The organism is Pseudomonas sp. Van50 (genome assembly GCF_055390755.1).
In genome coordinates, this window is sequence record NZ_AP024343.1 from 780,670 (window position 1) to 807,006 (window position 26,337).

The 26,337-nt window shown below is 62.1% G+C and carries 17 protein-coding genes; 8 read left to right on the top strand and 9 right to left on the bottom strand.

From position 1 onward, the window contains the following. Nucleotides 1-302: 302 nt before the first annotated feature. A complete protein-coding gene (locus ACZ5M5_RS03375; protein WP_103309293.1) occupies nucleotides 303-1,208 on the bottom strand; it encodes a zeta toxin family protein in 906 nt (301 codons plus the stop codon). 302 nt (nucleotides 1,209-1,510) lie between these two features. Between ACZ5M5_RS03375 and cobG the strand changes: the two genes are divergently transcribed. From cobG to ACZ5M5_RS03400, 5 genes are all read left to right on the top strand, one after another. Beyond that, nucleotides 1,511-2,830 carry a precorrin-3B synthase gene (gene cobG / locus ACZ5M5_RS03380; protein ID WP_464738582.1) on the top strand — a complete coding sequence of 440 codons (1,320 nt, stop codon included), beginning with the start codon at nucleotides 1,511-1,513 and terminating at the stop codon, nucleotides 2,828-2,830. Beyond that, complete coding sequence (locus ACZ5M5_RS03385; protein ID WP_060739362.1) at nucleotides 2,823-3,449, top strand: precorrin-8X methylmutase; 627 nt, start codon at nucleotides 2,823-2,825, stop codon at nucleotides 3,447-3,449. Before cobG ends, ACZ5M5_RS03385 begins: the two co-directional genes overlap by 8 nt. After that, nucleotides 3,449-4,180 (top strand): precorrin-2 C(20)-methyltransferase, encoded by a 732-nt coding sequence (locus ACZ5M5_RS03390; RefSeq protein ID WP_060739361.1) that lies wholly within the window; start codon nucleotides 3,449-3,451, stop codon nucleotides 4,178-4,180. Before ACZ5M5_RS03385 ends, ACZ5M5_RS03390 begins: the two co-directional genes overlap by 1 nt. After that, entirely contained in the window at nucleotides 4,180-5,877 is a 1,698-nt protein-coding gene (cobJ, locus tag ACZ5M5_RS03395; RefSeq protein ID WP_464738583.1) for a precorrin-3B C(17)-methyltransferase, read from the top strand. Before ACZ5M5_RS03390 ends, cobJ begins: the two co-directional genes overlap by 1 nt. A 507-nt stretch (nucleotides 5,878-6,384) precedes the next feature. Continuing rightward, nucleotides 6,385-13,440 carry a TcdA/TcdB pore-forming domain-containing protein gene (locus ACZ5M5_RS03400; protein WP_464738584.1) on the top strand — a complete coding sequence of 2,352 codons (7,056 nt, stop codon included), beginning with the start codon at nucleotides 6,385-6,387 and terminating at the stop codon, nucleotides 13,438-13,440. 12 nt (nucleotides 13,441-13,452) lie between these two features. On the opposite strand, the gene ACZ5M5_RS03405 is transcribed toward ACZ5M5_RS03400, so the two are convergent. Continuing rightward, nucleotides 13,453-14,049, bottom strand: coding sequence for a MarC family protein (locus ACZ5M5_RS03405; RefSeq protein WP_060739358.1), 597 nt, complete (start codon nucleotides 14,047-14,049; stop codon nucleotides 13,453-13,455). Between the two features lie 226 nt (nucleotides 14,050-14,275). Here ACZ5M5_RS03405 and ACZ5M5_RS03410 point away from each other — a divergent pair, with 226 nt between their 5' ends. The 3 genes from ACZ5M5_RS03410 to ACZ5M5_RS03420 all read left to right on the top strand — a co-directional run bounded on the left by ACZ5M5_RS03410 (nucleotide 14,276) and on the right by ACZ5M5_RS03420 (nucleotide 16,550). Beyond that, on the top strand, nucleotides 14,276-15,085 hold the full coding sequence (locus ACZ5M5_RS03410; protein WP_464738585.1) for a hypothetical protein: 810 nt from the start codon (nucleotides 14,276-14,278) through the stop codon (nucleotides 15,083-15,085). A 63-nt stretch (nucleotides 15,086-15,148) separates the two neighbouring features. Further along, nucleotides 15,149-15,922: a hypothetical protein gene (locus tag ACZ5M5_RS03415; protein ID WP_464738586.1), complete on the top strand. Its 774-nt coding sequence runs from the start codon at nucleotides 15,149-15,151 to the stop codon at nucleotides 15,920-15,922. 34 nt (nucleotides 15,923-15,956) lie between these two features. Further along, the gene (locus ACZ5M5_RS03420; RefSeq protein ID WP_464738587.1) at nucleotides 15,957-16,550 is read left to right on the top strand and encodes a hypothetical protein; all 594 of its coding nucleotides are present in this window, start codon (nucleotides 15,957-15,959) and stop codon (nucleotides 16,548-16,550) included. A 38-nt stretch (nucleotides 16,551-16,588) separates the two neighbouring features. Here the strand turns inward: ACZ5M5_RS03420 and ACZ5M5_RS03425 are convergent, their stop codons facing one another. From ACZ5M5_RS03425 to prmA, 7 genes are all read right to left on the bottom strand, one after another. Further along, nucleotides 16,589-19,363 (bottom strand): hybrid sensor histidine kinase/response regulator, encoded by a 2,775-nt coding sequence (locus ACZ5M5_RS03425; RefSeq protein ID WP_060739354.1) that lies wholly within the window; start codon nucleotides 19,361-19,363, stop codon nucleotides 16,589-16,591. Nucleotides 19,364-19,462: 99 nt separating this feature from the next. Next, nucleotides 19,463-20,758: a phosphoribosylamine--glycine ligase gene (gene purD / locus ACZ5M5_RS03430; RefSeq protein WP_464738588.1), complete on the bottom strand. Its 1,296-nt coding sequence runs from the start codon at nucleotides 20,756-20,758 to the stop codon at nucleotides 19,463-19,465. A 154-nt stretch (nucleotides 20,759-20,912) separates the two neighbouring features. After that, nucleotides 20,913-22,520 carry a bifunctional phosphoribosylaminoimidazolecarboxamide formyltransferase/IMP cyclohydrolase gene (gene purH / locus ACZ5M5_RS03435; RefSeq protein WP_060739352.1) on the bottom strand — a complete coding sequence of 536 codons (1,608 nt, stop codon included), beginning with the start codon at nucleotides 22,518-22,520 and terminating at the stop codon, nucleotides 20,913-20,915. Nucleotides 22,521-22,603: 83 nt separating this feature from the next. After that, nucleotides 22,604-22,924: a DNA-binding transcriptional regulator Fis gene (gene fis / locus ACZ5M5_RS03440; protein ID WP_007921650.1), complete on the bottom strand. Its 321-nt coding sequence runs from the start codon at nucleotides 22,922-22,924 to the stop codon at nucleotides 22,604-22,606. Further along, nucleotides 22,921-23,928, bottom strand: a complete 1,008-nt coding sequence (gene dusB, locus ACZ5M5_RS03445; protein WP_053181619.1) for a tRNA dihydrouridine synthase DusB — start codon at nucleotides 23,926-23,928, stop codon at nucleotides 22,921-22,923. The genes fis and dusB overlap by 4 nt, the downstream gene beginning before the upstream one ends. A 185-nt stretch (nucleotides 23,929-24,113) precedes the next feature. Beyond that, nucleotides 24,114-25,346, bottom strand: a complete 1,233-nt coding sequence (locus ACZ5M5_RS03450; RefSeq protein ID WP_464738589.1) for a DUF3426 domain-containing protein — start codon at nucleotides 25,344-25,346, stop codon at nucleotides 24,114-24,116. Between the two features lie 30 nt (nucleotides 25,347-25,376). Then, on the bottom strand, nucleotides 25,377-26,255 hold the full coding sequence (gene prmA, locus ACZ5M5_RS03455; protein WP_013692161.1) for a 50S ribosomal protein L11 methyltransferase: 879 nt from the start codon (nucleotides 26,253-26,255) through the stop codon (nucleotides 25,377-25,379). Nucleotides 26,256-26,337 lie beyond the last annotated feature (82 nt).

A 26,337-nucleotide genomic window follows, 5' to 3' on the forward strand; every position in this document is an offset into this window, starting at 1 on the left:
GAACAGACAGGTTGGCTGCCAGGGCGCCTTCGCGAGCAAGCCCGCTCCCACAATTGGATAGGAGTACAGCCGGGAGCATCAGGCCGGCTGTCAGGTCGCCTCGCTTTTGATTTTGATCTTGGGCACACCGAGCCTAAGCGAGGTGCCCAGTGGTGGGGCAAGGCGCTTTTGGTTACTTTAGGCGCCCTTTCAAAAGTGACCCGCTGTAAGAGCGGAGCCCTGAGTAGCCGTTACCGCAGCAATGGATATGTACAAAAGACCCAGCCCGGCTCTCAGGCCGCCACATGCAGTCGATACCACGCCTACCGATAAACATACTTAAGAATATACGCATACAAATCGCTGACGACAGAGTCCGGCACATGTTCAGCATTAGCCTGGACTTTATGCAATGCCAGGTGACATGCCTTCACCATTTCTTCACGGTCGCCAATAAGGTGCAGGCGATTATTGACGATGTTCTCGAAAGCACTGGCATACACCACCTTGGGGCCAGTGATGATCGAAGTACCATTCGCATCCAGGGTATAGGTGCTTTGAGCGCGCAGGACCCGTTCTTTCAACTGACCGAACCCCCGCTCATACAGGAAAATCTGCGAGCCGCTGACCGCTTTGGCCGCCGTCTCGAAAGCGAGGATGGTTGCCTGGGCGTTACTCAAGCTCGTATTCAGCGCTGCCAGTGAGACAAACCTTTCCATTTCCTGGTTTTCCAGGCTTTTGAGTGCCCGCTTGATACTCGACAGATGCGCGAACTCTTTTTTGCAGGCAATGATGTGGGTCTCGAACTGATACCCGGCGGCCGTCGCCGTCGGTGGAAATGCGGCAAAATCCAAGCTGTCGAACGCACATTCCATGATGATGTTGTACTTGTCATTGAACGCCTTCTCGAAGATTTTCGAGCCGACTTCCCGGACAAATGCTTCCGTATGTTCATAGGCGTGCAGCACGCCGTGCTTGATCATCTGCGCGTATTGCGGATGTTTTTCCCGGTACTCGGGCAGATACAGGCGTACGTAGTTGTCGTAGCGCTTGGAGGGCAGCAGACTTTTTTCCAGCAGATAGGTCTTGCCCGAGCCTTGCGATCCGGCGGTAATCAACATCTTGGGGATCGTCTCGGTGGTGACGCCGTCCAACAGCGTGGCAATGATTTCATCGTACGCGGCGGTGACCTGTGCCGGGGTGTAGGTGTAGCTCTGTGTGTGTGACATTCCGGATTTCCTTATCGAGAATGAGGTTGAGGTGAATGCTTGCTCTTTGAATAAAGCGGTGTTTGCCGGATTGTTCAAATGCGCGTTGGTTTCAAGGTATGTAGCTGTTTTAAAAGGTAAAAAAGCCTACAAGAAAGCTCCAGAAAACCTACGCCCCCATGTTCTTCACAATGACCCCGTGACGGATATATTTGTCATCTCGCCACCCCCAATCCGACCAGCAAGCTTTTCATGCCCCCCGGCAAAGCAGGCATAATGGCGGTCCTTCGCCGTCATGGCGTGTCTTATCTGCCGGTTTGCCCTTGAACGAACGTCCATCCGCCAACGTCATCCGCCCCTCGGGTTGCCCGGGGTTGCTGCGTGTCGTCCAGGCGCTGGACGGGGGGATCTGCCGGATCAAGCTCGACGGCGGTGCCATCCAGGCGGATCAGGCCGAGGCCGTGGCGGCGGTGGCCGAGCGGTTCGCCGGCGGTGTGATCGAGGCGACCAACCGGGCCAACCTGCAAATCCGCGGGATCGGCCCCGGGCATGACGCGCTGATCGAGCCGTTGCTGGCCGCCGGGCTTGGCCCGCGCAAGCCGGCGGGTGATGACGTGCGCAACCTGATGCTCAGCCCCGCGGCCGGGATCGACCGGCAGATGCTGTTCGACACCCGTCCGTTGGCCGAGCAGATCCTCGTCACCCTGCAAACCCATGAACGCTTCCATGAACTGTCCGCCAAGTTCGCCGTGCAACTGGACGGCGGAGAGGCGTTGGCGATGCTCGAACATCACCACGACTTGTGGCTTTCGGCCCTTGTCCGTAACGGCGAGCCCTGGCTGGCCTTCGGCTTGGCCGGCACCCCGCTGGATAAACCGGCGGGCAAGGTGCTCCTGAGCCAGGGGCATGCCTTGGTGGTGGCGGTGCTGGAGTTGTTCCTCGACTTGGCCCGCCCGGACCAGATCCGCATGCGCCACTTGCTGGCTGACGTCTCTGTGGATGAATTCATGACCCGGCTGGCCCGCCGCGTGCCCGTGCAAGCGTGCCTGGATTGGCAGCGGGATGGGGCCATCGATGGACTGCACCTCGGCGTCCATCCCCAGCACGACGACCGCGTCTACGTCGGCGCGGCGGCGCCCCTCGGCCGGCTCGATGCGGTCATGCTGCGGGGGGCCGCGCAACTGGCGCGGGAGAAGGGCGATGCGAGCCTGCGTTTCAGCCCTTGGCAAAGCCTGCTGCTGCCCAACGTGCGCCGCGCGGATGCCGACGAAGTGCTGGCGCGGCTTGAGGGGTTGGGGCTGTTAGGTTCGAACGATCAACCCCTGGCGCAACTCATCGCCTGCACTGGCTCCAGTGGCTGCGGCAAAGCCTTGGCCGACACCAAGGCCGACGCCCGCCAACTGGCCGAGCTGCTGCGACGCCAGGGCCAAACCCTGAAGGTTCATCTGTCCGGCTGCCCGCGTTCCTGCGCGGCGGCCCACGTCGCGGCTGCCACCTTGCTGGCGGTCGCCCCCGGTCGTTACGACCTGTATTTTCGCGATGCCACGTTGCCGGGTTTCGGCGCGTTGCAGGCACACAATCTGACTATTGAAGCGATCGGCCACTGGCTCGACGCTCGCCCCCGGAGCCCCCTTGATGCTTGATTACATCCGCGACGGTCAGGAGATCTATCGCAACTCCTTCGCGATCATCCGCGCCGAAGCCAACCTGGCGCGCATTCCGGCCGACCTGGAGAAACTCGCCGTGCGGGTGATCCACGCCTGCGGCATGGTCGAGGCTATCGATGGCCTGCAGTTTTCCGAGGGCGCGGGCACGGCCGGGCGCCAGGCGCTGGCCGCCGGTGCGCCGATCCTGTGCGATGCGCGGATGGTTTCCGAAGGCGTGACCCGGGCTCGCCTGCCAGCCAACAATCCGGTGATCTGCACCTTGCGCGACGAGCGTGTACCGGCATTGGCCCAGGAACTGGGCAACACCCGTTCGGCGGCAGCGCTGGAGTTGTGGCGCCCGCACCTGGAAGGCAGTGTCGTGGTCATCGGCAACGCACCGACCGCGCTGTTCTATCTGCTGGAAATGCTCGATGCCGGCGCGCCGAAACCGGCATTGATCCTCGGTTTCCCAGTGGGTTTCGTCGGCGCCGCCGAGTCCAAGGCGATGCTGGCGGCCAACAGCCGTGGCGTGCCATTCGTGATCATGCAAGGCCGCCTGGGCGGCAGCGCCATGGCCGCCGCCGCCGTCAACGCCCTCGCCACGGAGATTGAATGATGCAGCAGCCTGGACGTCTGATCGGCCTCGGCGTGGGCCCCGGTGACCCGGAACTGATTACGGTCAAGGCCCTGCGCCTGCTGCGCGAATCGCCCGTGGTGGCGTATTTCGTCGCCAAGGGCAAGAAGGGCAACGCCTTCGGCATCATCGAGGCCCATTTGCAGGACGCGCAGACGTTGCTGCCATTGGTCTACCCGGTCACCACCGAGGTGCTGCCTGCGCCGCTGTCCTATGAACAGGTGATCGCCGACTTCTACGACACCGCCGCCGAGCAGTTGGCCGTGCACCTGGATGCCGGTCGCGACGTGGCGGTGATCTGTGAGGGCGACCCGTTCTTCTACGGCTCCTACATGTACCTGCACGATCGCCTGGCCGAGCGTTATGAGGCCCAAGTCATTCCCGGCGTCTGCTCGATGCTGGGCGGCGCCTCGGTGCTCGGCGCGCCGCTGGTCTATCGCAACCAGAGCCTGTCAGTGCTCTCCGGTGTCTTGCCCCACGACGATCTCAAACGTCGCCTGGCCGATGCCGATGCGGCGGTGATCATGAAGCTGGGACGCAATTTCCCCAAGGTTCGCCAGGTGCTCCAGGAACTGGGCATGGACGGGCGAGCGCTGTACGTCGAGCGAGCGACCATGGCCAACCAGAAAATCGTGCCGTTGGATGAAGTCGAGCCGATGTCTTCGCCGTACTTCTCGCTGATCATCGTGCCGGGCGAACGGTGGCAGGGTTGATGGCCGCCAAGACGCCGGCCATCGTCATCCTCGGCCCCGGCAGCCTGGCAACAGCCCGACGGATCCAGCAGCGTTACCCCGACGCCTTGATCCACGGCCTGGCCGGACGGGTCGAGGGTGATCGGCAATACCTCGAGTTCGGCGCGACGTTGCGCGAACTTTATCAACAGGACACGCCGATCATCGCCCTGTGCGCGGCGGGCATTGTCATCCGTACCCTGGCGCCGCTGTTGCTGGAAAAAGGTGCCGAACCGCCGGTGCTGGCAGTGGCCGAGGATGGCAGCGCCGTGGTGCCGCTGCTGGGCGGCCTGGGCGGGGTGAATGGCATGGCCCGGGACATCGCGGCAATGCTGCAGGTCGCGCCGGCGATCACCACCAGCGGTGAATTGCGTTTCGGCACGTGCCTGCTCAATCCACCCAGCGGTTACAGCCTCGGCGACCTGGAGCAAGGCAAGCGCTTCGTCTCCGACCTGTTGGCCGGCGAGCCGGTGCGCATCGAAGGTGCAGCACCGTGGCTGGATCAAGCGCAGTTGCCCCAAGACCCGCAAGCCCGGCGCACGATCCACGTTAGCCATGCCGAGCGTGAGGCCAGTGCCCATGAGCTGTTGATTTATCCGCGCAGTGTCGCGGTGCTGGTGAGCGCCGAGGTGGCTGATCTGCCAAGCGCCGTTCGTGCAGCTTTGCAACAAGCCAACGTGGCGATTGCGAGCCTGGCGTGCCTGGTGGCGGCGGATACGCTGATGGCCAGCACGGCCTTGCGTGAAGCCGCGCTGGAACTCGGGGTGGCGCTGCGCTTTGTGGCGGCGACAGGCGATGCCGCCACCCTGGCCCGCAGCTCGATGCCGGCGGCGACCCTCGTTTCGGCAACGGACAACCTGGTCATCGCCGTCGCCGCGCAGCCCTTGGATGTGGCCCGAATCGGTCGTCCGCGCGGCCGCCTGGCGGTGATCGGCTTGGGGCCAGGCGCTGCCGAGTTGATGGTGCCAGCGGTGAAAGCCGAACTGGCGCGGGCCACCGATGTGCTCGGTTACGAAACCTATGTGCGTATGGCTGGCCCGTTTCGCGACGATCAAGTGCTGCACTGCACCGACAACCGCGAAGAAATGCAGCGCGCTCGTCACGCCTTTGAACTGGCTGCCCTGGGTCGTTCGGTGATCGTGGTGTCGTCCGGCGACCCGGGTGTCTTCGCCATGGCGGCGGCGGTGCTCGAAGCGTTGCACGAATCCAGCGACCCGGCCTGGCATCAGGTGGACCTGGAGATCCTGCCCGGCGTGTCCGCCTCCCTCGCGACCGCCGCCCAGGCCGGTGCGCCGTTGGGGCATGACTTCTGCGTGATGTCGCTGTCGGACAATCTCAAGCCCTGGTCGATCATCGAAAAGCGTCTGGACCTGGCTGCCGAAGCCGATCTGGCGCTGGCCTTCTACAATCCGATTTCCCGTGCGCGACCGTGGCAATTGGGGCGTGCGCTGGAAATCGTCGCCCGGCACCGCACGCCGGAGACGCCGGTGGTGTTGGGGCGTGACATCGGCCGTCCGGGCCAGACCCTGCGTGTCATCACGTTGGGACAGCTCACGGCCGAGCAGGTGGACATGCGCACCATGGTCCTGATCGGTTCCTCCACCACCTGCGTGTTCCCGCGGGCGTCCGGCGGAAACTGGGTGTACACGCCTCGCTGGTATGGCGCCAAACCTGCCTGAACCGCGACACCGTTCATTCATGGATGGCTACTGCGGCGAGGGATCCCTGTAGGAGCTGGCGAAGCCTGCGATCTTTTGATCTTTCGCTTGGGACTCAAGTGTCTGGGGAAAGATCGCAGCCTCGCTTCGCTCGACAGCTCCTACCACACCGCGCAGCTTCATCGCAGGCTGCGAAATCTCCCTCGCCACAAAGAGAAACATCGCCTTCAGGACCGTGCATTCGATTCATTCGCTGTATTTTTTTCTCATATAAATAAAAGCGCAAGTTACAGTCTTGATCCTTCTTTGAAATGCATTGAAAGCCTTCCCGTTTGAGTTGTTGGTTTCTAAGCGTTAGTTTGCCTGCCTGATAAGTTTTCGGTGTGCGCTTGTCAGTGTTTGGCAGGCGTTTCAGGTGTCGCCAAGTTGCAAGATATTAAATTGAATCAATAGGTCGCCAGAACACGTGCTGGCGGCGGCGTTGTTATAGGCCTGTTTTTTACGGAACAGGCCAAGGAGTGTTTTTTTATGCAGGAAGCGAACATCAAGACGGGCGACAGTGCGCTCGGCTTCATCAGCCTTTTCAAACTGGCCGATCTCGAACGGGCACTGTTGCCTTACAAGAACACTGAGCACTACGACGCGGTCATCCGTTATTACTTTGCCTGTATCGGCATGCCGGATTCCCACCGGTTGCTCGAGCCCTTGGGGCTCTTGAAACAGACGCTCGCCAAGCTGGTGGGCAAGCGCAGGGTCAAGCGCAGCCAAGATACGCATATCTCCAGCCCTGCCGGCGCCGGGATTGATCTGCCGCAGATATACGACAAAGTCGAACAGCACGAAGCGCGCCTCCAGTTCAGTGCCGAGCAGATGAAAAAGTTGCCCAAGGAAGTGCCAAGGATGTTGCACTTCGTCTGGCTCGGCGGCGGTCTTGGCGACATTCAGCGCGATTATCTCAATGTATGGCGGCAGGTGTTGGCCCGGCAGGGTTATACCCTGAATCTCTGGTATGACAGCGATGCACTACTGGCCTGGCAAACCAACAAGTTTATTGTCGAGGCGGCCAAGGCCAATGTTTTTTTACACGGCGTAGATGAGCGTATTACTGAAGTCGAGTTGGGGGCCCTGTACAACGAACATGCCCTTGTTCTGAAACAACAGATGCAGGCCCATATCAATGCCGCTGTGGTGAATGGCGGATCAGCCGATGAAGCCCGGATCGATTTACTGGCCCGCGCTTACGGTCAGGATGCGCAAGTGCTGCGCCAACAGTTGGAACGCAATCGGCGCAGTGTCCTGGACATGGACGGCTTCAAGTTGCGCGATCTTGCCGCCGGCGCGGTTTCGCTGCAGTTGCAGGAGGTCTATGACCGGGAGATGCGCTTGCTCGGCAATATGGCGGCGGCCTCGGATGTGGTGCGCATGGAAGTCCTGTTCGCCGAAGGTGGCAGGTATACCGATATCGACCACCTTCCGCCGTTATCGGCCACCCTGGGCGGCGTCGACATCAGCGGTTTTGACCATGATGCCCGTCTGGGCACCCTGCAATTGCTGCTGAACGAGAACCCCGAATGGCTGCCGGGTCGCCAGGCCTCCTCCCGTTATCGTGGGCATATTCCTGCCGAGCATCTGCCGGCACTGGAAGCGTTCGCGCGGAGCCGGCCAAGCTTGAGCGAGGTCTTCGAACTGCCGGCGGAGCGGCTGGCCCGACCTTTCGCGCTGCGGGCCTTGAGCATGGAGCTGTCGTTAACCAATGCTTTTCTGATGGCTCATCCGGGTGCCGAGATTCTCAAGAGTGTGATCGACCGTCTGCGCTCCAACTTCGAGTTGATTGACGCATCGGTCCAACTGGCCGCCCAGCGCGGTGTTGCATTGAGCGACGTTGCCGGCATGTTGGTGCTGGTGGAAGAAGTCTTCGAAAAAAGACATGGATCGCTGAGCCGCCTGCCGATGGGCGAGGTGCTCAGGGCGATCGCGCGGATATCGGGCGTAGCCACCCACTTTGGCGACGGCATCCGCTTTGAAAGTGAAGGCACCATCCATCTGACGGGCCCCGGAGCCATGCGCGACGGCATGGCCGACTATGCGAACGCGCACTTGAGCGCAGCGGTTGCCAAGACCTTGCGCGAGGAGGCGGGCGTTTCCCCCCACCTGACGGTTAACGGCGCCACCGAAGAGGAGCAGGATCACTCCTGGAAAGAACATGGCAACCAACCGGAAAAATGGCTGGCCGACGAGCAGGCACGCTGGCGTGAAGGTCAGTACCGCACGCGCTACAGCGGCGACATCGCCCAGTTGCTCAAGCATTCGACCGTTGAATTCCAACAGGGCTGGCCGCTGATCGAAGGCCGGGCCGTGCTGCTGACCGATGTCCTGGAGCGCTTGGTCGAGGGACTCGGCGAGCCGTTCATCGAGGCGATGAGCCAAGGGCATGACGGTGAAATCCGTTTCGGGAAGCCGCTGCCGCTGAGTTTCGATGATCGCCAGCGTATCCGGCGCCAGGCGCCCGATACGCTGGTTCCGGTGTTCCTGAGCGATGCAAAGATGCAAAGCCTGGGGATCGACGACGTGCTGGGCGAGATCGCCAGCGGCGCTCGACGCGTCATTGAGGTCAGCCCTGTGCAAAGGCTGTCACTGGGCGTGTTGCTCGGTTTGGATAGCTTGGATAACCGGCGCTTCAACGCCGCCACCAGTGAACTTGAGAACCTGGCCAACAGCGTCGCCGAACAGGCGGTGGCCGGCCGTTACGCGGTCATCGAGCGGCAATTGTTCAAGCGCAGGGCGGCAGGGTTCATGAACGGCCTGGTGAACGATCCGGCGGATACGCCGCTGCCGTCCGACAGCGCGCTGGAGCTGAAGAAAACCGCCTTGAAACAGGCGCGGACGCTGTTCCAGTGGGGCCGTCATGTCGCGCGGATCCAGAAAGTGGCGACCCTGGAGCACCGTCTCCAGGTCGTCGAACGCTCCGCGCAGGTGCTGGACGGATTCGGCCGCAACGGCGTGCAAATGGTCCCTCAGGATTTGCTGCTCAACGGCGATGGTGAGGCGATTGGCGGGCGCTGCTACCCCTTGGCGTTGGTGATGAGTGCAGCGCTTGCCCAGGGCGATGCGTCCTCCGGGCACTTGCGCGAGCGTTTCTTCCTGGCGGTGCTCGAACCCGGGCAAGCCGATTCCCAGGCCTTTGTGCAAACATTGGAGGCGCTGCGGGACGTACCGATGACGGAGGTCGGGACGCGTCTGGGGCAGGCGAACCTGGATCAGGTCAGGGCTCGGCTCGAGAAGCACATCGGCCCCCGTACGCTGATGCTCAACTCTGACAACCATTCGATGCTGGTGGCCAAGACCGTCAGTGGAGAACGTGCCTCCTACCATTTTTTCGACCCCAACTTCGGCCTGTGCAAGTTCGACCAGCCGGATGCACTGCAACGGGCACTGGAGACGTTTTTCCGAACAGAGGGCATGGCCCGCTATTACGCCGCTTATGGCCCTGACGCGCGGCCGGAATTCGATCTGATCGACCTGCACAACAAAAAAATCGCCGCCCTGGAACTGGCTGACGGCTTCACCGTGGAACACCTGCTCAAGCCCGATCCGTTGCCCGGCAAACCGGCGCTTGCGATTCGCCAGCGCCTGAACAATGCCCACGGCAGATCCCTGGTGGACAACTCGCACCTGGGCAGCAGTTTGCTGGAACTGGACAGCCACTGGTGGGGCCAGCAGATCGCCCAGGCAACGGTCGATTTGCAGGATTTGCATGACTCGGCGACGCCGCTGGTGCCCTTGTTCGAAACGCTGGAGATCACTCCCGAAGGCAAATACCGGGTGAGCCTGATCGATCCCGCACAACCGCAACAGTCGGTTCAGGTGCTCAGCGACGATCAGCGCCTGTTGCGGATCAAGAACTGGCTGTCGGAACAGTTTTCGACTCTGGCGCGCAAACCCGCGCAGACAGGGAACGTCCTGGACCCGACCGAGGCCGCCAGTGTCCATACCCTCAACGCCGGTTTCACCATCCAGGCCTTGATGAATGCCTTGCGCGGTCGGGAAGGGGATGACCGGACGTTGACCACCGCCGTGCGCCTGCACGCTTACGTCAACTATGCACAGTTGGTGCACGGCAATGTCGTGGACGTGGCAGGTCTGGTGCAGTTGGCTCGCACCGCGCTGGCGGAAGAACGGCTCATCGCCCGCACGTGCGCGCCGATTGTCGGCCAGGCGCTGGGGCACGCGGCCAACGAGGGCGTCGGCGCGGTGCTGGGGCTGGCCAATGTCGGCTTCGATATCTATCAGTTGAAGACCGCGCAAACCGGCGTCGAGACCGCGCAATTCGGCACCCAACTGACCTTCGACTCTGCCAGCCTGGCCTTGACGGCGGGCGGTGTCGGGGCGGGGTTGGCCGGGGCATCGACCGCGGCGGCGGTACTCGGCGGTGCGGGGGTGATTCTCGGCGGATTGGCCGTCGGCGTTGCCGCCCTGGCCCAGGGGTTTGCCACCATCGCCCGCGAGGCGCGGCAAGTCGGTCAGTTTTTTGACGACCTGGAGCAGGCCTACCGGGGTGACGGCTACCACTACGATCACACGCTGGCCGCGTGGGTGGCACGGCCTTCGCTGCTGGTCAAAAGCATCGATCTGAACGAGGCAACGGTGCTGCTCGACAGCCCGAAGCTGTATCCGTTGCGTGATCACTTTGGTGTGCCGGGCTTCGATCCCGATAACGCGCGGGCCATCGACATTCGCCGGGAGCTGGGGCTGCCCGGGCAAGTCGGGTTCGCGCCGCCCGCCGGCCAACCCATCGTGCTGCCCTGCACGCCACACACCACGTACGGTTATGAATACAAGGCGCTGCCCTTCGCCCGTTGGCGTCATGACCGCGGCTTCGACACGGCCCGGCGCCTGGAAAAAAAGCAAGCGGACGGCACCTGGCTGTTTCTGTTCTCGTTCTATTCGTTTCCTTCCGACTACATCCTCAATCGCCTGAACCCGGTGTATGGCGAAACGGTTATCCGGGTGAACCTGGATGCACTGGAGCGGACACTGGTGGTTCCCGTCCTGCCGGAAGCCTGGCAAGGAAAGTTGGCCTATTGGCTCCGGGGCGCGGGCGGGCGCTGTACGGTGATGCTCAACCCCGGGGCCGACATCAGGCTGGTCGCACCGAACCAGACGTATTGCCGCTGGGTATTACAGGCGAACTGGGCCAAGGACAGTGACATCCGGGTCGAGCCTTCCGGCGACCTGTACATCGGCACCGTCCATGTGACCCGGGTCGGTCGCCAGGAAGTGCTGATCCGCACGGCCGACCAGTTGTTCAGCGTCACCCAGGGTAAACAGCAGCTGGACCTGGTCGAGCAGACGGCGCCCGAGGGGCTCGATGAGCAGGCGCTGCTTGACCACTACAAGGACCTGGCGCGGGAGCACCGATTGGCACTGCCATATACGCGGGTCCAGCATTTCCTGATCCCGTTCGAGGATCCCCGGCAACCGCGCTACACCATGGCCTGGTATGACGCCCACGAAGACCGTTTCCTCTACATTCGCGACGACCTGGAAGTGCTCGGCGAGCCGCAGTTGTCGGTGGTCCTGGAGGGCTCCGCGTATTTCCATGACCCCGAGCAATTGCAGATCTGGCAAACGGATTGCGCCACGGGCCTGCTCAAACGCCGTTACCTGTTACTTATCCAGGACGGTCAAAGCACCATTCGCAGCGTTTCGGCGGATGCCCAGGGCGTGATTCATGTGGTGCAGGAATACGTCGTCGACAAGAAAACCGTCCGGCAATATCGCTACCTGATTCATGACGGGCAACTGCTGTTGAGTTCCGTCACCTACGACACGGCACCGCAGCTGCAAGCGCTGCTGTTGACCAACGATACCCTGGCCGAATGGTCGTCCTTGCTCGGCAACTTCCTGCGGCTGGCCTCCGGGCCTTCGAGCAATGGGCTTGTCACCGTCGATTGGCAGCCGGCGCCGTATGTTTCGATCTGCTGGGCGATTGCGCCCGACGTCCGAGACATGGCGTGGGTACGCGGCAGTGATCGACAGCTGATCCTTGCACAGCCGGCCAAGCATCATGCCCGTGGCTGGGACGATTCGATCAAGCACCTGGACGGCTTGATGCTCTTGCCGATGGCCGATGACAGCGATGTGTTCTTCGTCTACCAGCGAGTCACCCCCAACCAAACGCTCTGCCGGCTGCAACGCAGCGTGAAGGACGGCAAGGCGCAATGGACGCACCGCTGGGTGCAGCCCGACGGGCTCAAGCAGATCCTGGCTGTCGAAGGGGGCTACGTGGCGCTCGATGACAATGGGCTGTTTTTCAACCTGACCGCGCAAGGCGCGCTGCAGTTTGCCGGTGTGAGCGAGCACTGGCTCAAGGGCCGTGCCCGTTGGTGGCAGGCATTGGAGCCGTTGGCCAAGCGCTACCCGGACAAGGATTTCGCCATTGCCGGCCTGCGCAATGCCGCCGGCGACGGCAACCTGTGTGCCTGGTACGTGAAGCACCGATTGTTGTTGGGCGATCCGGGACTCGACAAAGAAGTGCGCTTGCTCGGCGTGACGCCGGACAATCAGTCGGCCTGGCTGTTCGATCGGTCGAGCGGTGAAGTCGTGAGCCAGGCATTCTTCGACCCGCAGCAGCTCGATCAAGCATTCGGCGCCGGCTCGCAACTGCTGCCGGGCACCAGCCTGCCGGCTTATCGACGCGAGTGGACCGGCTGGCGGTTCGCCGACGTCACGCCCGAAGGCAGCGGATTGCGCGGGACCAGCGTGGAAGGTGTGTCGCTGGCGCTGCGTCATCAGGAGGCGGCGACCATCACCGGGGTCAACCACGCCTGGGTGAGGGCCCAGGACGAGCACTTGGTCGCAGCCCTGCAGCGATTGCTGGAGGCGGCGCAACATGCCGAGTTCGTCTCGGTGGAGTCCGAGCCTGGAAGCCTGCAATGGTATGACGTGCAAAGTGCCCGGCTGTTGCGGGTCACTGGCAAGAACCTGCCCAGGGACTTCACCCTGCTGGGCACTCAAGCACCGCTGAACGTGCTGCTGCACGCGCACCAGGATGGGCGGGTGCTGATCTATCCGGACAAGCACAGCATCGGGCCGTTCGATTACGTCCAGCGCAACGCCCAGGTGCTGGTGGTCGAAGGGGAGAAGGTCGGTCGCGATCTGTTGCCGCTGATTCCCGATGAGGTCAACCGGTTGGTCCTGCGTATGGGCCAGGGCGCGGTGACTTGCCATTTGACGAAACCGGTATGGCTGAAGCTGGAGTCGGTCATTGTCGACTGTCGCCATGCCTTGGGTGAAACACCCGTCACGGCGAGCACGTTGATCTGGGTATTCGATGAGCCTGGAAAACTCGTGTTCGAGATCGTCCAGGCGCACCTGGTCATTGTCGATCCGGACAGTGAACGCTGCCTGATCTTGCGTGACGTGTGTTCCGCCGATCCGGCCTTGCGCGGTGAAATATGCCTGGGCTTCAACGCCGCACAATCTCGCCCGGTGTCGACGTTCGTGGCGCGGTTGAGGGACCTGGGGGCGACTGGCAGTGCAACCCTGAAGGCGCTGTTGGCGACAGCGCCGGTCGCAGAATGAACCGTCCTCCTTTTACGGCACCAGGTAGCCCTTCACCCCGGTAAAAATGATCTGCGCCGCCAAGGCGCAGACAAACAGCCCCATCAGGCGGCTGACGATCTGCAGGCCTTGGTCGCCGAGGATTCGTTCGATGCGGCTGGACAGGTAGAGCACGACGCCGACGGTGAAGCTCGCCAGGGCGATGCTGATGATGGCCATGAGTTTGTCGTCCCAGTGCGGCTGGCTCACGCCCATCACCAGCAGGGCGCCGATGGTGCCGGGGCCGACGGTCAACGGAATGGTCAGCGGGACGATGGTCACGTCCTGCTGCACATTGTCGGTCTGCACGGCCGACTTGCCCTGGGCCATGCCCAGGGCCGAAATGAACAGCACGCTGCCGGCGCCGATCCGGAACGCATCCACGGTGATGCCGAACACGCTGAAAATCACTCGCCCGAACAAATACAGCAACACGCTGGAGATCAGCGTCGCCGTCGCGACTTTCCAGGCCAGGCGGCGTTGTTCCTTGCGGGAATAGCCGCGCGTCAGGCCGATGAAGCAGGACAGGACGAAGAAAGGGCTGTAGAGCACCAGCATCTTCAGGTAAACGCTGAACAGCACGTGGAGCATGGTCGGAACTCGCAACGAATGACAATTGACGTGGAGTCTATCAGGCGCCGGGGTGTCTTTGAGGGTTTTAATGTAGTGAAACCCTGGTTTGTTTTTTCTGTTAGTTGTTGGTTATTGTCCTGGAATTAAGTGCGGTTACAGTTCTGTGCTTGTTACCCTTAAGGTGGATAGGTAAGTATGGCGCTCGGGCCCATGGAGGGCTTTAATTAAATAAGGGATATATTCAATGAATACTAAATTTGATTCGGTTATCACCTTGGCGGACCGACTGGAACGCCTGAATGCCTACGATATATCGCCGGACGATGTAATTGTTTCCCCTCGGATTGCCAGATATAAAACGGCAGGGTTTGACAACGAAATCGAAAAGCCGGACCGCGCTTCGATTGTCGGAGACGCTATCATGTCGTTCGTTTCAGGTATGACGGCGCAAAATCAAGCGGATATCCAGCATTCCTATCTGTTTGCATCGCTGGTTGCCAATAAGAAGTATCCGCGGGATGACGAAGGCGATGAATGGTATAAAACCTTCCTTGATGTCATGCAGAGTTGTGGCTGGACCATTCTGCGGCATTACCACGATAAGGTTGCCGCGTCCGGCAAGAGTTTCAAGATGGATCAACTGGTGTTGAAAATCCTCGGTTCGGCGGTGGCGGCGGCTGCCGTTCCTGGCCCAACCTCATTGCTGATGCTTAAAGTGGCCGGTGATGCGATCGCCGCATTGCAAACCAATGACAAGTCGCTGCGGCTCTTTGACCAGAATATCCAGGAGTCCGGCACCGGGGGCTTTGGTGTGGCGTCCTGTCACGAAACCGCGCACGGTGAAATCCTCATGGCATTAGGCGCCGTGCGCTTCATCAAGCGGACGAACCAGACCAAGGTCCTGTTCGTGGATTGGGACAGCAGTTCGGTAGACCTGTATCGCGGTGAATGTCATATGACCATGGTGCCGACAATTATCAGTGCAACTCGAGAGATGATTGTTGCAAAGCTGGGTGAACGCGCGAAACAAAAAATCGACGAGTACGAGATCTGATTGATTGATCTCCTGGCGACTACCGAGGTAGTCGCCATCCGTTAATGGAATAAGGTAATTGTCATGAAAGATCATTGTTCGGTTTTTATTGATGCCGGTGCTGTTGTCCTGCTGCCCACTGACCTGATTGGGCAGGACCGGCTCGATATATTGAATTCGATATTGTTTGCCCAGCTGGTAGCCAGTAAAAGATACCCCGCTCTTGCCCGGTCCAGTGACTGGTACTCAGCGTACCGGGAAGTACTGAATAATGGCTGGATGCAAAAGGCCGTGAGTTGGGACAGCTTTACACTCGCTGCCTCATCGAAAACCAACCTGATGGGATGTGTCGAAGAGCGGCTGGGAGAATATGTTGAGCGAACTTTGATTACGCAGGTAACTGATGTATTGAAGCGCGTCGCCCAGTTGTCCAGCACGTTGCCCGCTATTGAATTGCTGCGTGAACATGCCCATCGGCCGAAAAGCCCGGATTCGTCCGAGGCGCCCCATAAAGCACCCGACAGAATCAGGCTGCAAGTCATCCTGGCCCAACAGGGGCCTGTATTGAGTAGCGTCTGCCTGGAGTTTGAGCCCGAGCACGTGACGTCCAACCCTCTTGGACAACTTTTTTCCACCGATCCCGTGGTGGGCAATATTCAATTGCGTTGCTTCAAGGCGAATTTGTCCCAGGCGCTCTATGCGCCCTTCCGTGATGCGATTGTCCACAAGCTGGGGGATAAGGCCGCCAGGAACATCATCGATATTTCCGATGCGGTCGAGCAAGCGCAACCGGAAGCGGGGCGTTATGACGGATCAAGGGTTTCGATCGGCCGACGGGCAGCGGTTGCGCCTGGATGAGGCATCGAGGGCAGCGGTGGTGGGCGGGAGTATCGTGTCCTTCGACGAGGGTTTGTCCCTCCAGGATCGCGAGGATATCTACCTGAGCAACTTGTACGCGCAGTTGGCAACCCGTTCGGCGTACAAGGACGGTCTGGTCGGTAACTGGTTCGACTATTACAAAAACAAGCTCAGGTACCTGGGGTGGGACTCGGCGCGTCCTGTCAGTGCGGGGCAGGCCGGGCAAGGATTGATGGCCGATAGCGTTTCGCAGCAGATCGCCCGTTCCTTTGGCGCAGGCTATTCGCGGCAGGCCAGCCAGGCGATAGCAACGCTTGGACGAAGCCCTGCTGCGCTCGAGCTGTTTGAACGAACGAGCCTACAGCGCAATACGGGATTCTTCCAGGTGATCCCCTGCGCGGCCAAATCCCGCGGGAAAGTGGAAATCGCGTTGTATCACCAGCAGTTCCGCACCCGCAGGACGGTCTCGGGATTTCTGTTCTGGCCAATGGAGCAAGTGGTGGAAAGCAGCGTGGAGGAAATGGCTGTCGTGACATTCAGCACGCTGCATTACGCAACGTTCAGGCAAAAAGTCGCGGCCGCGGTGATCGCCGAAACGACTCGTCACCTGCATGAGCTGGAAATCTGAACGACGCTACGGGGAGTCGCCGAATGCTCTTCGCGGGTTCAGGGCGTGTGCACGGCCTTGTTCTGCTGGTCGCGCTGGGCCACCCAGTGCTCGATCAACTCGCGCAGTTGCGACAGTTCCACCGGCTTGGCCATGTGCCCGTCCATCCCGGCCTGGCGGGCGCGCTCCTTGTGTTCGGCCAGGATGTGCGCGGTGAGCGCCACCACCGGCGTGCGGGTGCGCTGGTTACCCATTTCCCAGGCTCGTAGCTGCTGGGTGGCGGAAAACCCGTCGAGGATCGGCATTTCGCAGTCCATCAGGACCAGGTCGTAGCGCTGCTCCTTCATGGCCTTGAGGGCTTCCTCGCCGTTGCTGGCGGTGTCGGGTTGCAGGTTGAGCTTGCCGAGCATGCCGCGGATGACCTTGGTGGAAATGCTGTTGTCCTCGGCCACCAGGATGCGAAAATCGCTCGGCACCTTCACCGGAATGGGAGGACCGGCGTTCACCTGCACGTTCGTAGCCTGGCCCCGGTTGCGCTGGTTCAACTCGTCCGCCAGGGTGGTCTTGAGGGTATAGCCGGCCACCGGTTTGGCGAGGATGCGCTTGACCCCGCTGTTGCGCGCCACGATCTTGCTCGGCGCATTGCTGATACCGGTGAGCATGATCAACAGGATGTCGTGGTTCAGGCTCGGGTCTTCCTTGATCTTGGCCGCCAGTTGCATGCCGGTCATGCCCGGCATGTTCTGGTCCAGCAGCACCACGTCGAAATAATCCCGCAGGTGCGCCTTGGTGCGCAGCAGCGCCAGGGCTTCCTTGCCCGAGGGCACCGCACTGACGTTCAGGCCCCAGGCGCTGCACTGCTGCACCAGCACCTTGCGGCAAGTGTCGTTGTCGTCGACGATCAATACCCGTGCCCCTTGCAGCGGGCCATCGAGGTCGGATGTCGGGTGTTCGAGGCGATCCGGGTCCAGGGGCAAGGTCAGCCACAGGGTACTGCCCTGGTTGCTGCCGCTTTTGATGCCGAATTCCCCGTGCATCAGGATGATCAGCTGGCGGGCGATGACCAGCCCCAGGTTGCCCCCCAGGCGCGTGGCCGAGAGGAAGTTCTTGCTGTGCAGCTCGGCGTGCATCAGCGTGTCACGCTCTTCAGCGTCCATCGGCGTCCCGCTGTCCTGCACGGCGATGCGCAGGCGCGGTTGATGGCTGCGCTCGTCGAGGGCGACGACGATCAGCACTTCGCCCTCGTCGGTCTTCTTCAGGGCGTTTTCCAGCAGGCTCAGCAACGCCTGGCGCAGCCGCGTCGGGTCGCCGCTGATCACCCGCGGCACCTGGGGCTGGATGAAGCTGATCAGCTCGACATTCTGCTGTTCGGCCTTGGCGCGGAAGATGCTCAGGCAATCCTCGATCAGCGCATTGAGGTCGAACTGCACATCGTCCAGTTCGATCTGCCCGGATTCGAGCCGGGAAATGTCGAGGATCTCGTTGATCAGGGTCAGCAGTTCGTTGCCGGCGCTGTGGATCGTCTGCACGTAGTCGCGTTGTTTGACCGACAGTGGCGTGCCCAGCAGCAGCTCGGTCATGCCCAGCACGCCGTTCATCGGGGTGCGGATCTCATGGCTGATCTTGGCCAGGAACTCGGCCTTGGCATTGATCTCGGCATTGCTCGCCGCCAGGTCGCGGCTGATGCTGAAGCGGCTTTCGTTGATCGAGCGCTGGCGCTCGCCCAGGGCGACACTCATCAACAGGCCGCTGATGCAGATGAAGATCAGCAGGGTGATGATCAAGCCCTGGGGAGGGACTTCCGTGAGCCCTTGCAGCGCCGGAAGAATGATCAGCGTGCCCAGGTTGAAGACCACCATGGCCGCGACGAACAGCCGGGCCGGGCGATAGCCCTTTTGCCAGTGCCAGGCGCTGACGAACAGCATGCTCAAGCCGGCCAGGGCCACCAGGGCGTAGGTCATGATATTGAGTGGCAGCGTGTTGACGAACAACAGCAGCAGGCTGCACAGCATGACGAACACAATGTCCCCCAGCAGCAACCGGTTCAACGGGTGCGGCCCCAGGGGCGCGAAGAAGCGGTAGGCGAACATCAGGCCGCAGGGCGCCGTCAGCAGCAACGCCAGGTAAGCGCCGGGCGTCTGCACCGCCGGCCAATCGGGCAGCCAGGGCCCGGCCAGGTTCAGCAACAGCGCCAGGCTGAGCATCAGCAGCCCTTCACAGGCGGCCAGCCACAGGCAACTGCGGGAACGGGTGTAGGCGTAGCGGGTGAGGTTGTGCAGGATCAGCATGGCGATGCAGCCGAACAGCAGCCCATAGATCAGCGTCTGGTTCTGATCGGCGGCCGCCACGACGGCCGATTGCAACGTGACGTAGGGGCGCAGTTCGTGGCGCGAGGCCAGTCGCAGGTAGACGTCCAATGATTTGTCGCTGCGCGGCAGCGGCAACATGAAGTCGCTGCTGGGCACCGCCGGTTCCGTATGCGGCGTGGCATTGCCGCTGACCTGTTGCTCGACCAGGGCGTCGCCGTCCAGCACATAGAGGTTCAGGCGTGACAGGTCGGGGGCGAAGATGCGCAGGATTTGTTCGTGCCTGTCCGGGGCCAGGCGAAAGCGCAGCCACAATGCACCGCCGGGCTCGGCGGCCCTGAGGCGGTCCAGGTCGATGGGGCTGAATTGATTGGTGTAGCGAGCGGAGCGGATGTCGCTCAGCGTCAGGTCGCCCTGTTCATCGAGCAATACCGCCCAGCCACTGCCTGGCGCGGCCTGGGCCGGGAGCATGCAGAGCAGCGTCAGCAGGGTGACGGTAAAGCCTATGGCAATCCTGAGCCAGCGCACGGCGAAATCCCTTCGTAGGTTGATGCCAGATTATAACTATGCGCGGCGCCGGAACAGTCAGGCAAGGGCCGCAGACCCCTGCCTGGCTGAATGGCCGGGTTATTCCAGATTTTCGCCACGCTCACGGGCAATGGCGCGGTAGCCAATGTCCTTGCGGTAGAAACAACCTTCCCAGTCGATCTCGGCGGCAAGCTTGTAGGCCTGCTGCTGAGCGTCGTCCACACTGGCGCCCATGGCGGTGGCGCAAAGCACACGACCGCCGGCGGTGACCACTTGCCCATCCTTCAACGCAGTGCCCGCGTGGAAGACTTTGCCTTCCAGCCGGGCCGCGGCGTCCAGGCCCTGGATTGCGCTACCTTTGGCGTAGTCGCCCGGGTAACCGCCGGCCGCCAATACGACACCGACGCTTGGGCGCGGGTCCCATTGGGCTTCGACCTTGTCCAGGGCCTGGGCCAGCGCGGCCTCGACCAGCAGGACCAGGCTCGATTGCAGGCGCAGCATGACCGGCTGGGTCTCAGGATCGCCGAAACGGCAGTTGAATTCGATGACTTTTGGGTTACCAGCCTTGTCGATCATCAGGCCCGCGTAGAGGAAGCCGGTGTAGACGTTGCCTTCATCGGCCATGCCGCGCACGGTCGGCCAGATCACCTGATCCATGACGCGCTGGTGCACCTGGGCGGTCACCACCGGGGCTGGGGAGTAGGCGCCCATGCCGCCGGTATTCGGGCCGCTGTCGCCATCGCCGACACGCTTGTGGTCCTGGCTGGTGGCCATCGGCAGCACGTTCTTGCCATCGACCATGACGATGAAGCTGGCTTCCTCGCCGTCGAGGAACTCTTCGATCACCACGCGGGAACCGGCGTCACCGAAGGCATTGCCAGCGAGCATGTCGCGCACGGCGTCTTCGGCTTCGGCCAGGGTCATGGCAACGATCACGCCTTTACCGGCGGCCAGGCCGTCGGCCTTGATCACGATCGGTGCGTCTTTCTCGCGCAGGTACGCCAGGGCCGGCTCTATTTCGGTGAAGTTCTGGTAGTCGGCGGTCGGGATCTTGTGGCGCGCCAGGAAATCCTTGGTGAACGCTTTCGAGCCTTCCAGCTGCGCGGCGCCAGCGGTCGGGCCGAAGCAGTCCAGGCCACGGGAGCGGAACAGGTCGACCACGCCGGCGACCAGCGGCACTTCCGGGCCGACGATGGTCAGCGAGACGTTCTTCTCGGCGAAGTCGGCCAGTTGCTCCAGGGCCAGCACGTCGATGGCGACGTTTTCGCACTTGGCTTCGATGGCGGTGCCGGCATTGCCCGGGGCCACGAAAACCTTCTGCACACGGGGATCCTGGGCCACTTTCCAGGCCAGGGCGTGTTCGCGGCCACCGCTGCCAATGATCAAAACATTCATTTCAAAAACCTCGGATGACGCTGATTCTGTTGAGCATCGCAGATGCTTTTCTGTGGGAGCGAGCTTGCTCGCGATGGCGGTGTGTCAGCGGACTTCAATGCTGGCTGAGCCGACGCTATCGCGAGCAAGCTCGCTCCCACAGTTGATCGGTGTATCAGTGACGGAAGTGGCGCATGCCGGTGAATACCATGGCGATGCCGGCTTCATCAGCCGCAGCGATCACTTCAGCGTCACGCATCGAGCCACCCGGCTGGATCACGGCGGTGATGCCGACCTTGGCCGCGTTGTCGATGCCGTCGCGGAACGGGAAGAACGCATCGGAGGCCATGACCGCGCCCTGTACCTGCAAGCCAGCGTGTTCAGCCTTGATGGCGGCGATGCGGGCCGAGTTCACGCGGCTCATCTGGCCGGCGCCGACACCGATGGTCTGGCGGTTCTTGGCGTAGACGATGGCATTGGACTTGACGTACTTGGCGACTTTCCAGGCGAAGATCAGGTCGTTGATTTCCTGCTCGCTCGGGGCGCGGCGGGTCACCACTTTCAGGTCTTCGCTGCCGATCATGCCGATGTCACGGCTCTGGACCAGCAGGCCGCCATTGACGCGCTTGTAGTCCCAGGCCGGCGCACGATCGGCCGACCATTGGCCGCAGGCCAGCAGGCGTACGTTGGCCTTGGCGGCAACAATGGCGCGGGCTTCTTCACTGACGGAAGGGGCGATGATCACTTCGACGAACTGGCGCTCGACGATGGCCTTGGCGGTCTCGGCGTCCAGTTCACGGTTGAAGGCGATGATGCCGCCGAAGGCCGACTCGGTGTCGGTGGCGTAGGCCAGTTCGTAGGCCTGGCGGATGCCGCCCTCGGCGTCCGGGCTCACGGCCACGCCGCACGGGTTGGCGTGCTTGACGATCACGCAGGCTGGCTTGACGAAGCTCTTCACGCATTCCAGCGCGGCATCGGTGTCGGCCACGTTGTTGAACGACAGCTCCTTGCCTTGCAGTTGGGTGGCGGTGGCAATGCCGACTTCGGCAGGCTTGGCTTCCACGTAGAACGCCGCGCTCTGGTGCGGGTTCTCGCCGTAGCGCATTTCCTGGGCCTTGACGAACTGGGTGTTGAAGGTACGCGGGAATTCGCTGCGGCCTTCGGTCGACAGGGTTTCGGCGGCCTGGTTCACGGTGCCCATGTAGTTGGCGATCATGCCGTCGTAGGCGGCGGTGTGTTCGAAGGCCTTGAGCATCAGGTCGAAACGCTGGGCGTAGGTCAGGCCACCGGCCTTGAGGTTCTCCAGCACGCTGGCGTAGTCGCTGGCGTTGACCACGATGGCCACGTCCTTATGGTTCTTGGCCGCCGAGCGGACCATGGTCGGGCCGCCGATGTCGATGTTCTCGATGGCGGTCGGCAGGTCGCAGCCAGGCTTGTTGATGGTGGCTTCGAACGGGTAGAGGTTGACCGCCACCAGGTCGATCGGCTTGATGCCGTGTTCGTTCATGATGGCGTCGTCGATGCCGCGACGGCCCAGGATGCCGCCGTGGATTTTCGGGTGCAGGGTCTTGACCCGACCGTCCATCATTTCCGCAAAACCGGTGTAGTCCGCGACTTCCACTGCGGCGACGCCATTGTCCTGCAGCAGCTTGAAGGTCCCGCCGGTGGAGAGAATCTCGACGCCCAGCTGTTGCAGCTCGCGGGCGAATTCGAGGATCCCGGTCTTGTCGGAGACGCTGATCAAGGCGCGGCGGATCGGCAGGCGGGTGGTCTGGTCGGTCATTTCAATTTCCATCAAAAGCAAGGGAAGTCAGCAAAAAAGGCGACCGTTTTTTATGCGGGCGCCTTTCTGGTTTGATTGAATGCTTACAGCAGATCGTACTGCTTGAGTTTCTTGCGCAGGGTGCCGCGGTTCAGGCCCAGCAGCTCACTGGCCTTGGTCTGGTTGCCCTTGACGTAGTTCATCACGCTTTCGAGCAGCGGTGCCTCGACTTCGGAAAGCACCAGGTTGTACACATCCGTGACGGCAGCGCCCTCAAGGTGGGCGAAATAATTGTGCAGCGCCTTCTCGACACTCCCGCGAAGGGTCTGACCTTCTTCGCTGGGCGTATTGAGGTGCTGTTTCAAATTCACGTTGTCGCTCACGGGTGCTGTTCCACTCACTAAAGTCTCGGTCATCATCGTCATGCGGCCACCCCTTCGTCCCCTGTCAGGCTCTTGTAACGCTCAGCGAAGAACGCCTGAACGTCGGCGCATTGTGCTTGCGTACCATCCAAACGATTGAAACGGGCGCGAAACTCCCTGGCGCCCGGCAGGGTTGCGAGATACCAGCCCACATGCTTGCGAGCGATGCGTACGCCCATGACTTCTCCGTAGAAGGCATGTAGCGCGGCCAGATGCTCTAGCAGAATACGTTCCACCTCGGACAACTGCGGCGCCGCCAGCTTTTCGCCAGTGCGCAGGTAGTGTTCGATCTCACGAAAAATCCATGGCCGCCCTTGGGCGGCCCGGCCGATCAACAGGCCATCGGCACCGGTCGCGTCCAGCACGTACCGGGCCTTCTCGGGCGAATCGATGTCGCCGTTGGCAAAGACCGGAATCGACACCGCCTGCTTGATCGCGGCGATGGTGTCGTACTCGGCTTCGCCGGTGTACAGGTCGGCACGGGTGCGGCCATGGACCGCCAACGCCGTGATGCCCGCCTGTTCGGCGATCTTCGCCACCACCAGGCCATTCTTGTTCTCCCGGTCCCACCCGGTGCGGATCTTCAGGGTCACCGGCACATCGACCGCGGCCACTACGGCCTGCAGGATCTCGGTGACCAGCGCTTCATCTTTCAACAGTGCCGAGCCTGCGGCCTTGTTACAGACCTTCTTCGCCGGGCAACCCATGTTGATGTCGATGATCTGCGCCCCCAGCTCGACATTCGCCCGGGCCGCCTCCGCCAGCATCTGGGCGTCGCCACCGGCGATCTGTACCGAGCGGGGCTCGGGATCGCCTTCGTGGATCATGCGCAGACGCGATTTGCGGGTGTTCCACAAACTCATGTCGCTGGTGACCATTTCCGATACCACCAGTCCTGCGCCCAAGCGTTTGCACAACTGACGAAAGGGCTGGTCGGTGACGCCCGCCATAGGGGCGAGAACCAGGCCGTTCTGCAATGTATATGGGCCGATGCGTACCGCCGACATAGGACTTCCCTGAAGTGGGGCCGGATCATGAGACTTCGAAAAAGGGTTGGCATGATACCCGCTCTCGATGACTGGATAAAGATCGAATTGGATAAAATCTGAACAGCTATTTTGTTATCGCCAGCGGTTTGGTCTGGGTGGGGTCAGTCAGAAAGCTGCCGTCAATTGGCCGACCCTGGCCGGTTTCATTCGGGGGAATGAAAGCTCAAACTGTAGTTCACCGCCTTGGGGCCCGGATCCAGGATATCCAGCGCGATGTGGATGGGCGTTTGCGGCGGCATTTCGCCGCGGCCCTCGAGATCGCCACCCAGGTACTCCCCGGGCTTGAAGCGACGACTGGCGATCAGGTGTCCGTTGAGGTCGGCAAAGCGCAGCTCCAGCAACGGAAAAGGTTGGGAGAAGGGCGCACGGTTGTAGATGATCGCGTCCACCACCAGGGCGCCGCTGAACTCCGGATGGCTGCGCACCACCAGGTTGCTGCTTTTGATCTTGGCGATGTCGACCTTGGACGGTACGTCGCAACCGATGGTCGGGCAGATTTGCAGGAACCACGGCCGGTACTGGTCCTGGCGGGCCAGTTCTTCGAAATGGTAGGCGATGTACTGGCCACCCAGGGCTGCGGCGGCGAGCAGGATCAGCAGGGCCCACAACAGGCGTCGGCCCCAGGGCGAGCGGCGTTTGCGCCAGTCCAGTTGCAGCGGGTCGTCGTCGAGGTCGTGGAGGGCTTCGGCGCGTATCCCCGGCTCCTGGCGTTCCCGTGACTTGCGCAGTGGCAGCGGTCGCTCGGGCTCATCGTCGTGGTCGTGATCATCGGTGGCGGAGAGGCGCTCGAGGTGTTCGTCGGGCTCGTCGTCCGGTGCGAGGTGGAGCGGGGCGGCCGGCTCGTCGTCCGGTTCCAGCGGTTCGAGGGCCAGGGACAGGGACGGCTCGGTACGCGGCGGTCGCGCCGGTTCGTGGGGTTCGAACGGTTCGAAGGGGGTATCGAGGACGGTTTCGACGCGCTCGTTCGAGGTTTCGCTGTACAGGCTGTCGGGCCAGGTTTGCTGTTCGCTGGAGAGCGAATCGCGTTGCGCGCTCAGGTTGTCTTCCCGGCGCCGGCCGGCATTGCCCGGGGCGCGATTGTCGCGGCGCTCCAGGCGCGCCAGCTCCTTGTCCAGGTCATCCAGATCCAGCTCGGCGGCGCTCCACTGTTTCTGGCTGATCGCCCGGGGCGGGGCTTCGGCGGCCGGCTTGGCGGGTGGCGTGACGGCGGGCACCGCTTGCTTGGCTGTGCGTTGTTCCAGCAACTGTTGTGCGGCATTGAACACCTGCAGGCACGAGCCGCAACGAACCACCCCGCGGGCCACGCTCAATTGAGCATGGCTGACGCGAAAACGGGTGTGGCAATGCGGGCACTGGGTGACGAAGCTGTCAGTCATGCGGCAATCCGGTGGATACAGGCGCTCATTCTAGCGCCGACGTCCGGTGATGCGCACCCAGCCATCGCGATTGGCGATCGGGTCCAGGTCAAAGTCCGCGGCATAAGCGGCGGCGACTTCTTCACCTTGTTCGGCGAGGATGCCCGACAGCGCCAGGCGTCCGCCCGGCTTGACCAGGCTCGACAGTTGCGGCGCCAGGGATACCAGCGGGCCGGCCAGGATGTTGGCCACCAGCACATCGGCCTGGACTTGTGGCAAGTCCTGGGGCAAATACAGTGGGAACAGGGCTTCGGCGATGTTGTTGCGCCCGGCATTGTCGCGGGAGGCTTCCAGGGCCTGGACGTCGATGTCGGTGCCGACCGCTTCCCGGGCGCCCAGCAGGAGCGCGGCAATCGCCAGGATTCCCGAGCCGCAGCCAAAGTCGAGTACGTTGCAGCCCTTCAGGTCCTGGCCGTCGAGCCATTCCAGGCACAGCGCGGTGGTCGGGTGGGTGCCGGTGCCGAACGCCAGGCCCGGGTCCAGCAGCAGGTTGACCGCGTCCGGCTCTGGCGCGGCATGCCAGCTCGGGACGATCCACAGGCGCTGGCCGAAACGCATCGGCTGGAAGTTGTCCATCCAGCTGCGTTCCCAATCCTGATCCTCGATCACTTCACTGTGATGCTCGGGCAGCGGGCTGCCGGTCAGCAGCTCGAGATGGGCCAGCACGCTGGCGGCCTCGGTGCCGCCCTCGAACAGGGCCAGCAGGTGGGTGTGGGACCACAGCGGGGTGGTATTGAGCTCCGGCTCGAAGATCGGCTGGTCTTCGGCGTCCATGAAGGTTACCGATACAGCGCCTACTTCAAGAAACGCGTCTTCGTAGGTTTCGGCTTGTTCCGGGCTGATGGCCAGGCGTACTTGCAGCCAAGGCATGGCGGGCACCTTTGAAAAAATCCACAGGGGGGCAGCGCAGGGCTGCAAAGGCGCGCAGTGTACGCCAGGTCGCCGCCAAAGT

What these genes read in the sequence shown, in the direction of transcription:
- ACZ5M5_RS03450 (WP_464738589.1), bottom strand. Translation starts at nt 25,346, where the DNA reads ATGACTGACAGCTTCGTCACCCAGTGCCCGCATTGCCACACCCGTTTT.
- ACZ5M5_RS03385 (WP_060739362.1), top strand. Translation starts at nt 2,823, where the DNA reads ATGCTTGATTACATCCGCGACGGTCAGGAGATCTATCGCAACTCCTTC.
- fis (WP_007921650.1), bottom strand. Translation starts at nt 22,924, where the DNA reads ATGACGATGATGACCGAGACTTTAGTGAGTGGAACAGCACCCGTGAGC.
- ACZ5M5_RS03405 (WP_060739358.1), bottom strand. Translation starts at nt 14,049, where the DNA reads ATGCTCCACGTGCTGTTCAGCGTTTACCTGAAGATGCTGGTGCTCTAC.
- cobJ (WP_464738583.1), top strand. Translation starts at nt 4,180, where the DNA reads ATGGCCGCCAAGACGCCGGCCATCGTCATCCTCGGCCCCGGCAGCCTG.
- ACZ5M5_RS03400 (WP_464738584.1), top strand. Translation starts at nt 6,385, where the DNA reads ATGCAGGAAGCGAACATCAAGACGGGCGACAGTGCGCTCGGCTTCATC.
- ACZ5M5_RS03390 (WP_060739361.1), top strand. Translation starts at nt 3,449, where the DNA reads ATGCAGCAGCCTGGACGTCTGATCGGCCTCGGCGTGGGCCCCGGTGAC.
- purH (WP_060739352.1), bottom strand. Translation starts at nt 22,520, where the DNA reads ATGACCGACCAGACCACCCGCCTGCCGATCCGCCGCGCCTTGATCAGC.
- dusB (WP_053181619.1), bottom strand. Translation starts at nt 23,928, where the DNA reads ATGTCGGCGGTACGCATCGGCCCATATACATTGCAGAACGGCCTGGTT.
- ACZ5M5_RS03375 (WP_103309293.1), bottom strand. Translation starts at nt 1,208, where the DNA reads ATGTCACACACACAGAGCTACACCTACACCCCGGCACAGGTCACCGCC.
- purD (WP_464738588.1), bottom strand. Translation starts at nt 20,758, where the DNA reads ATGAATGTTTTGATCATTGGCAGCGGTGGCCGCGAACACGCCCTGGCC.
- ACZ5M5_RS03410 (WP_464738585.1), top strand. Translation starts at nt 14,276, where the DNA reads ATGAATACTAAATTTGATTCGGTTATCACCTTGGCGGACCGACTGGAA.
- prmA (WP_013692161.1), bottom strand. Translation starts at nt 26,255, where the DNA reads ATGCCTTGGCTGCAAGTACGCCTGGCCATCAGCCCGGAACAAGCCGAA.
- ACZ5M5_RS03415 (WP_464738586.1), top strand. Translation starts at nt 15,149, where the DNA reads ATGAAAGATCATTGTTCGGTTTTTATTGATGCCGGTGCTGTTGTCCTG.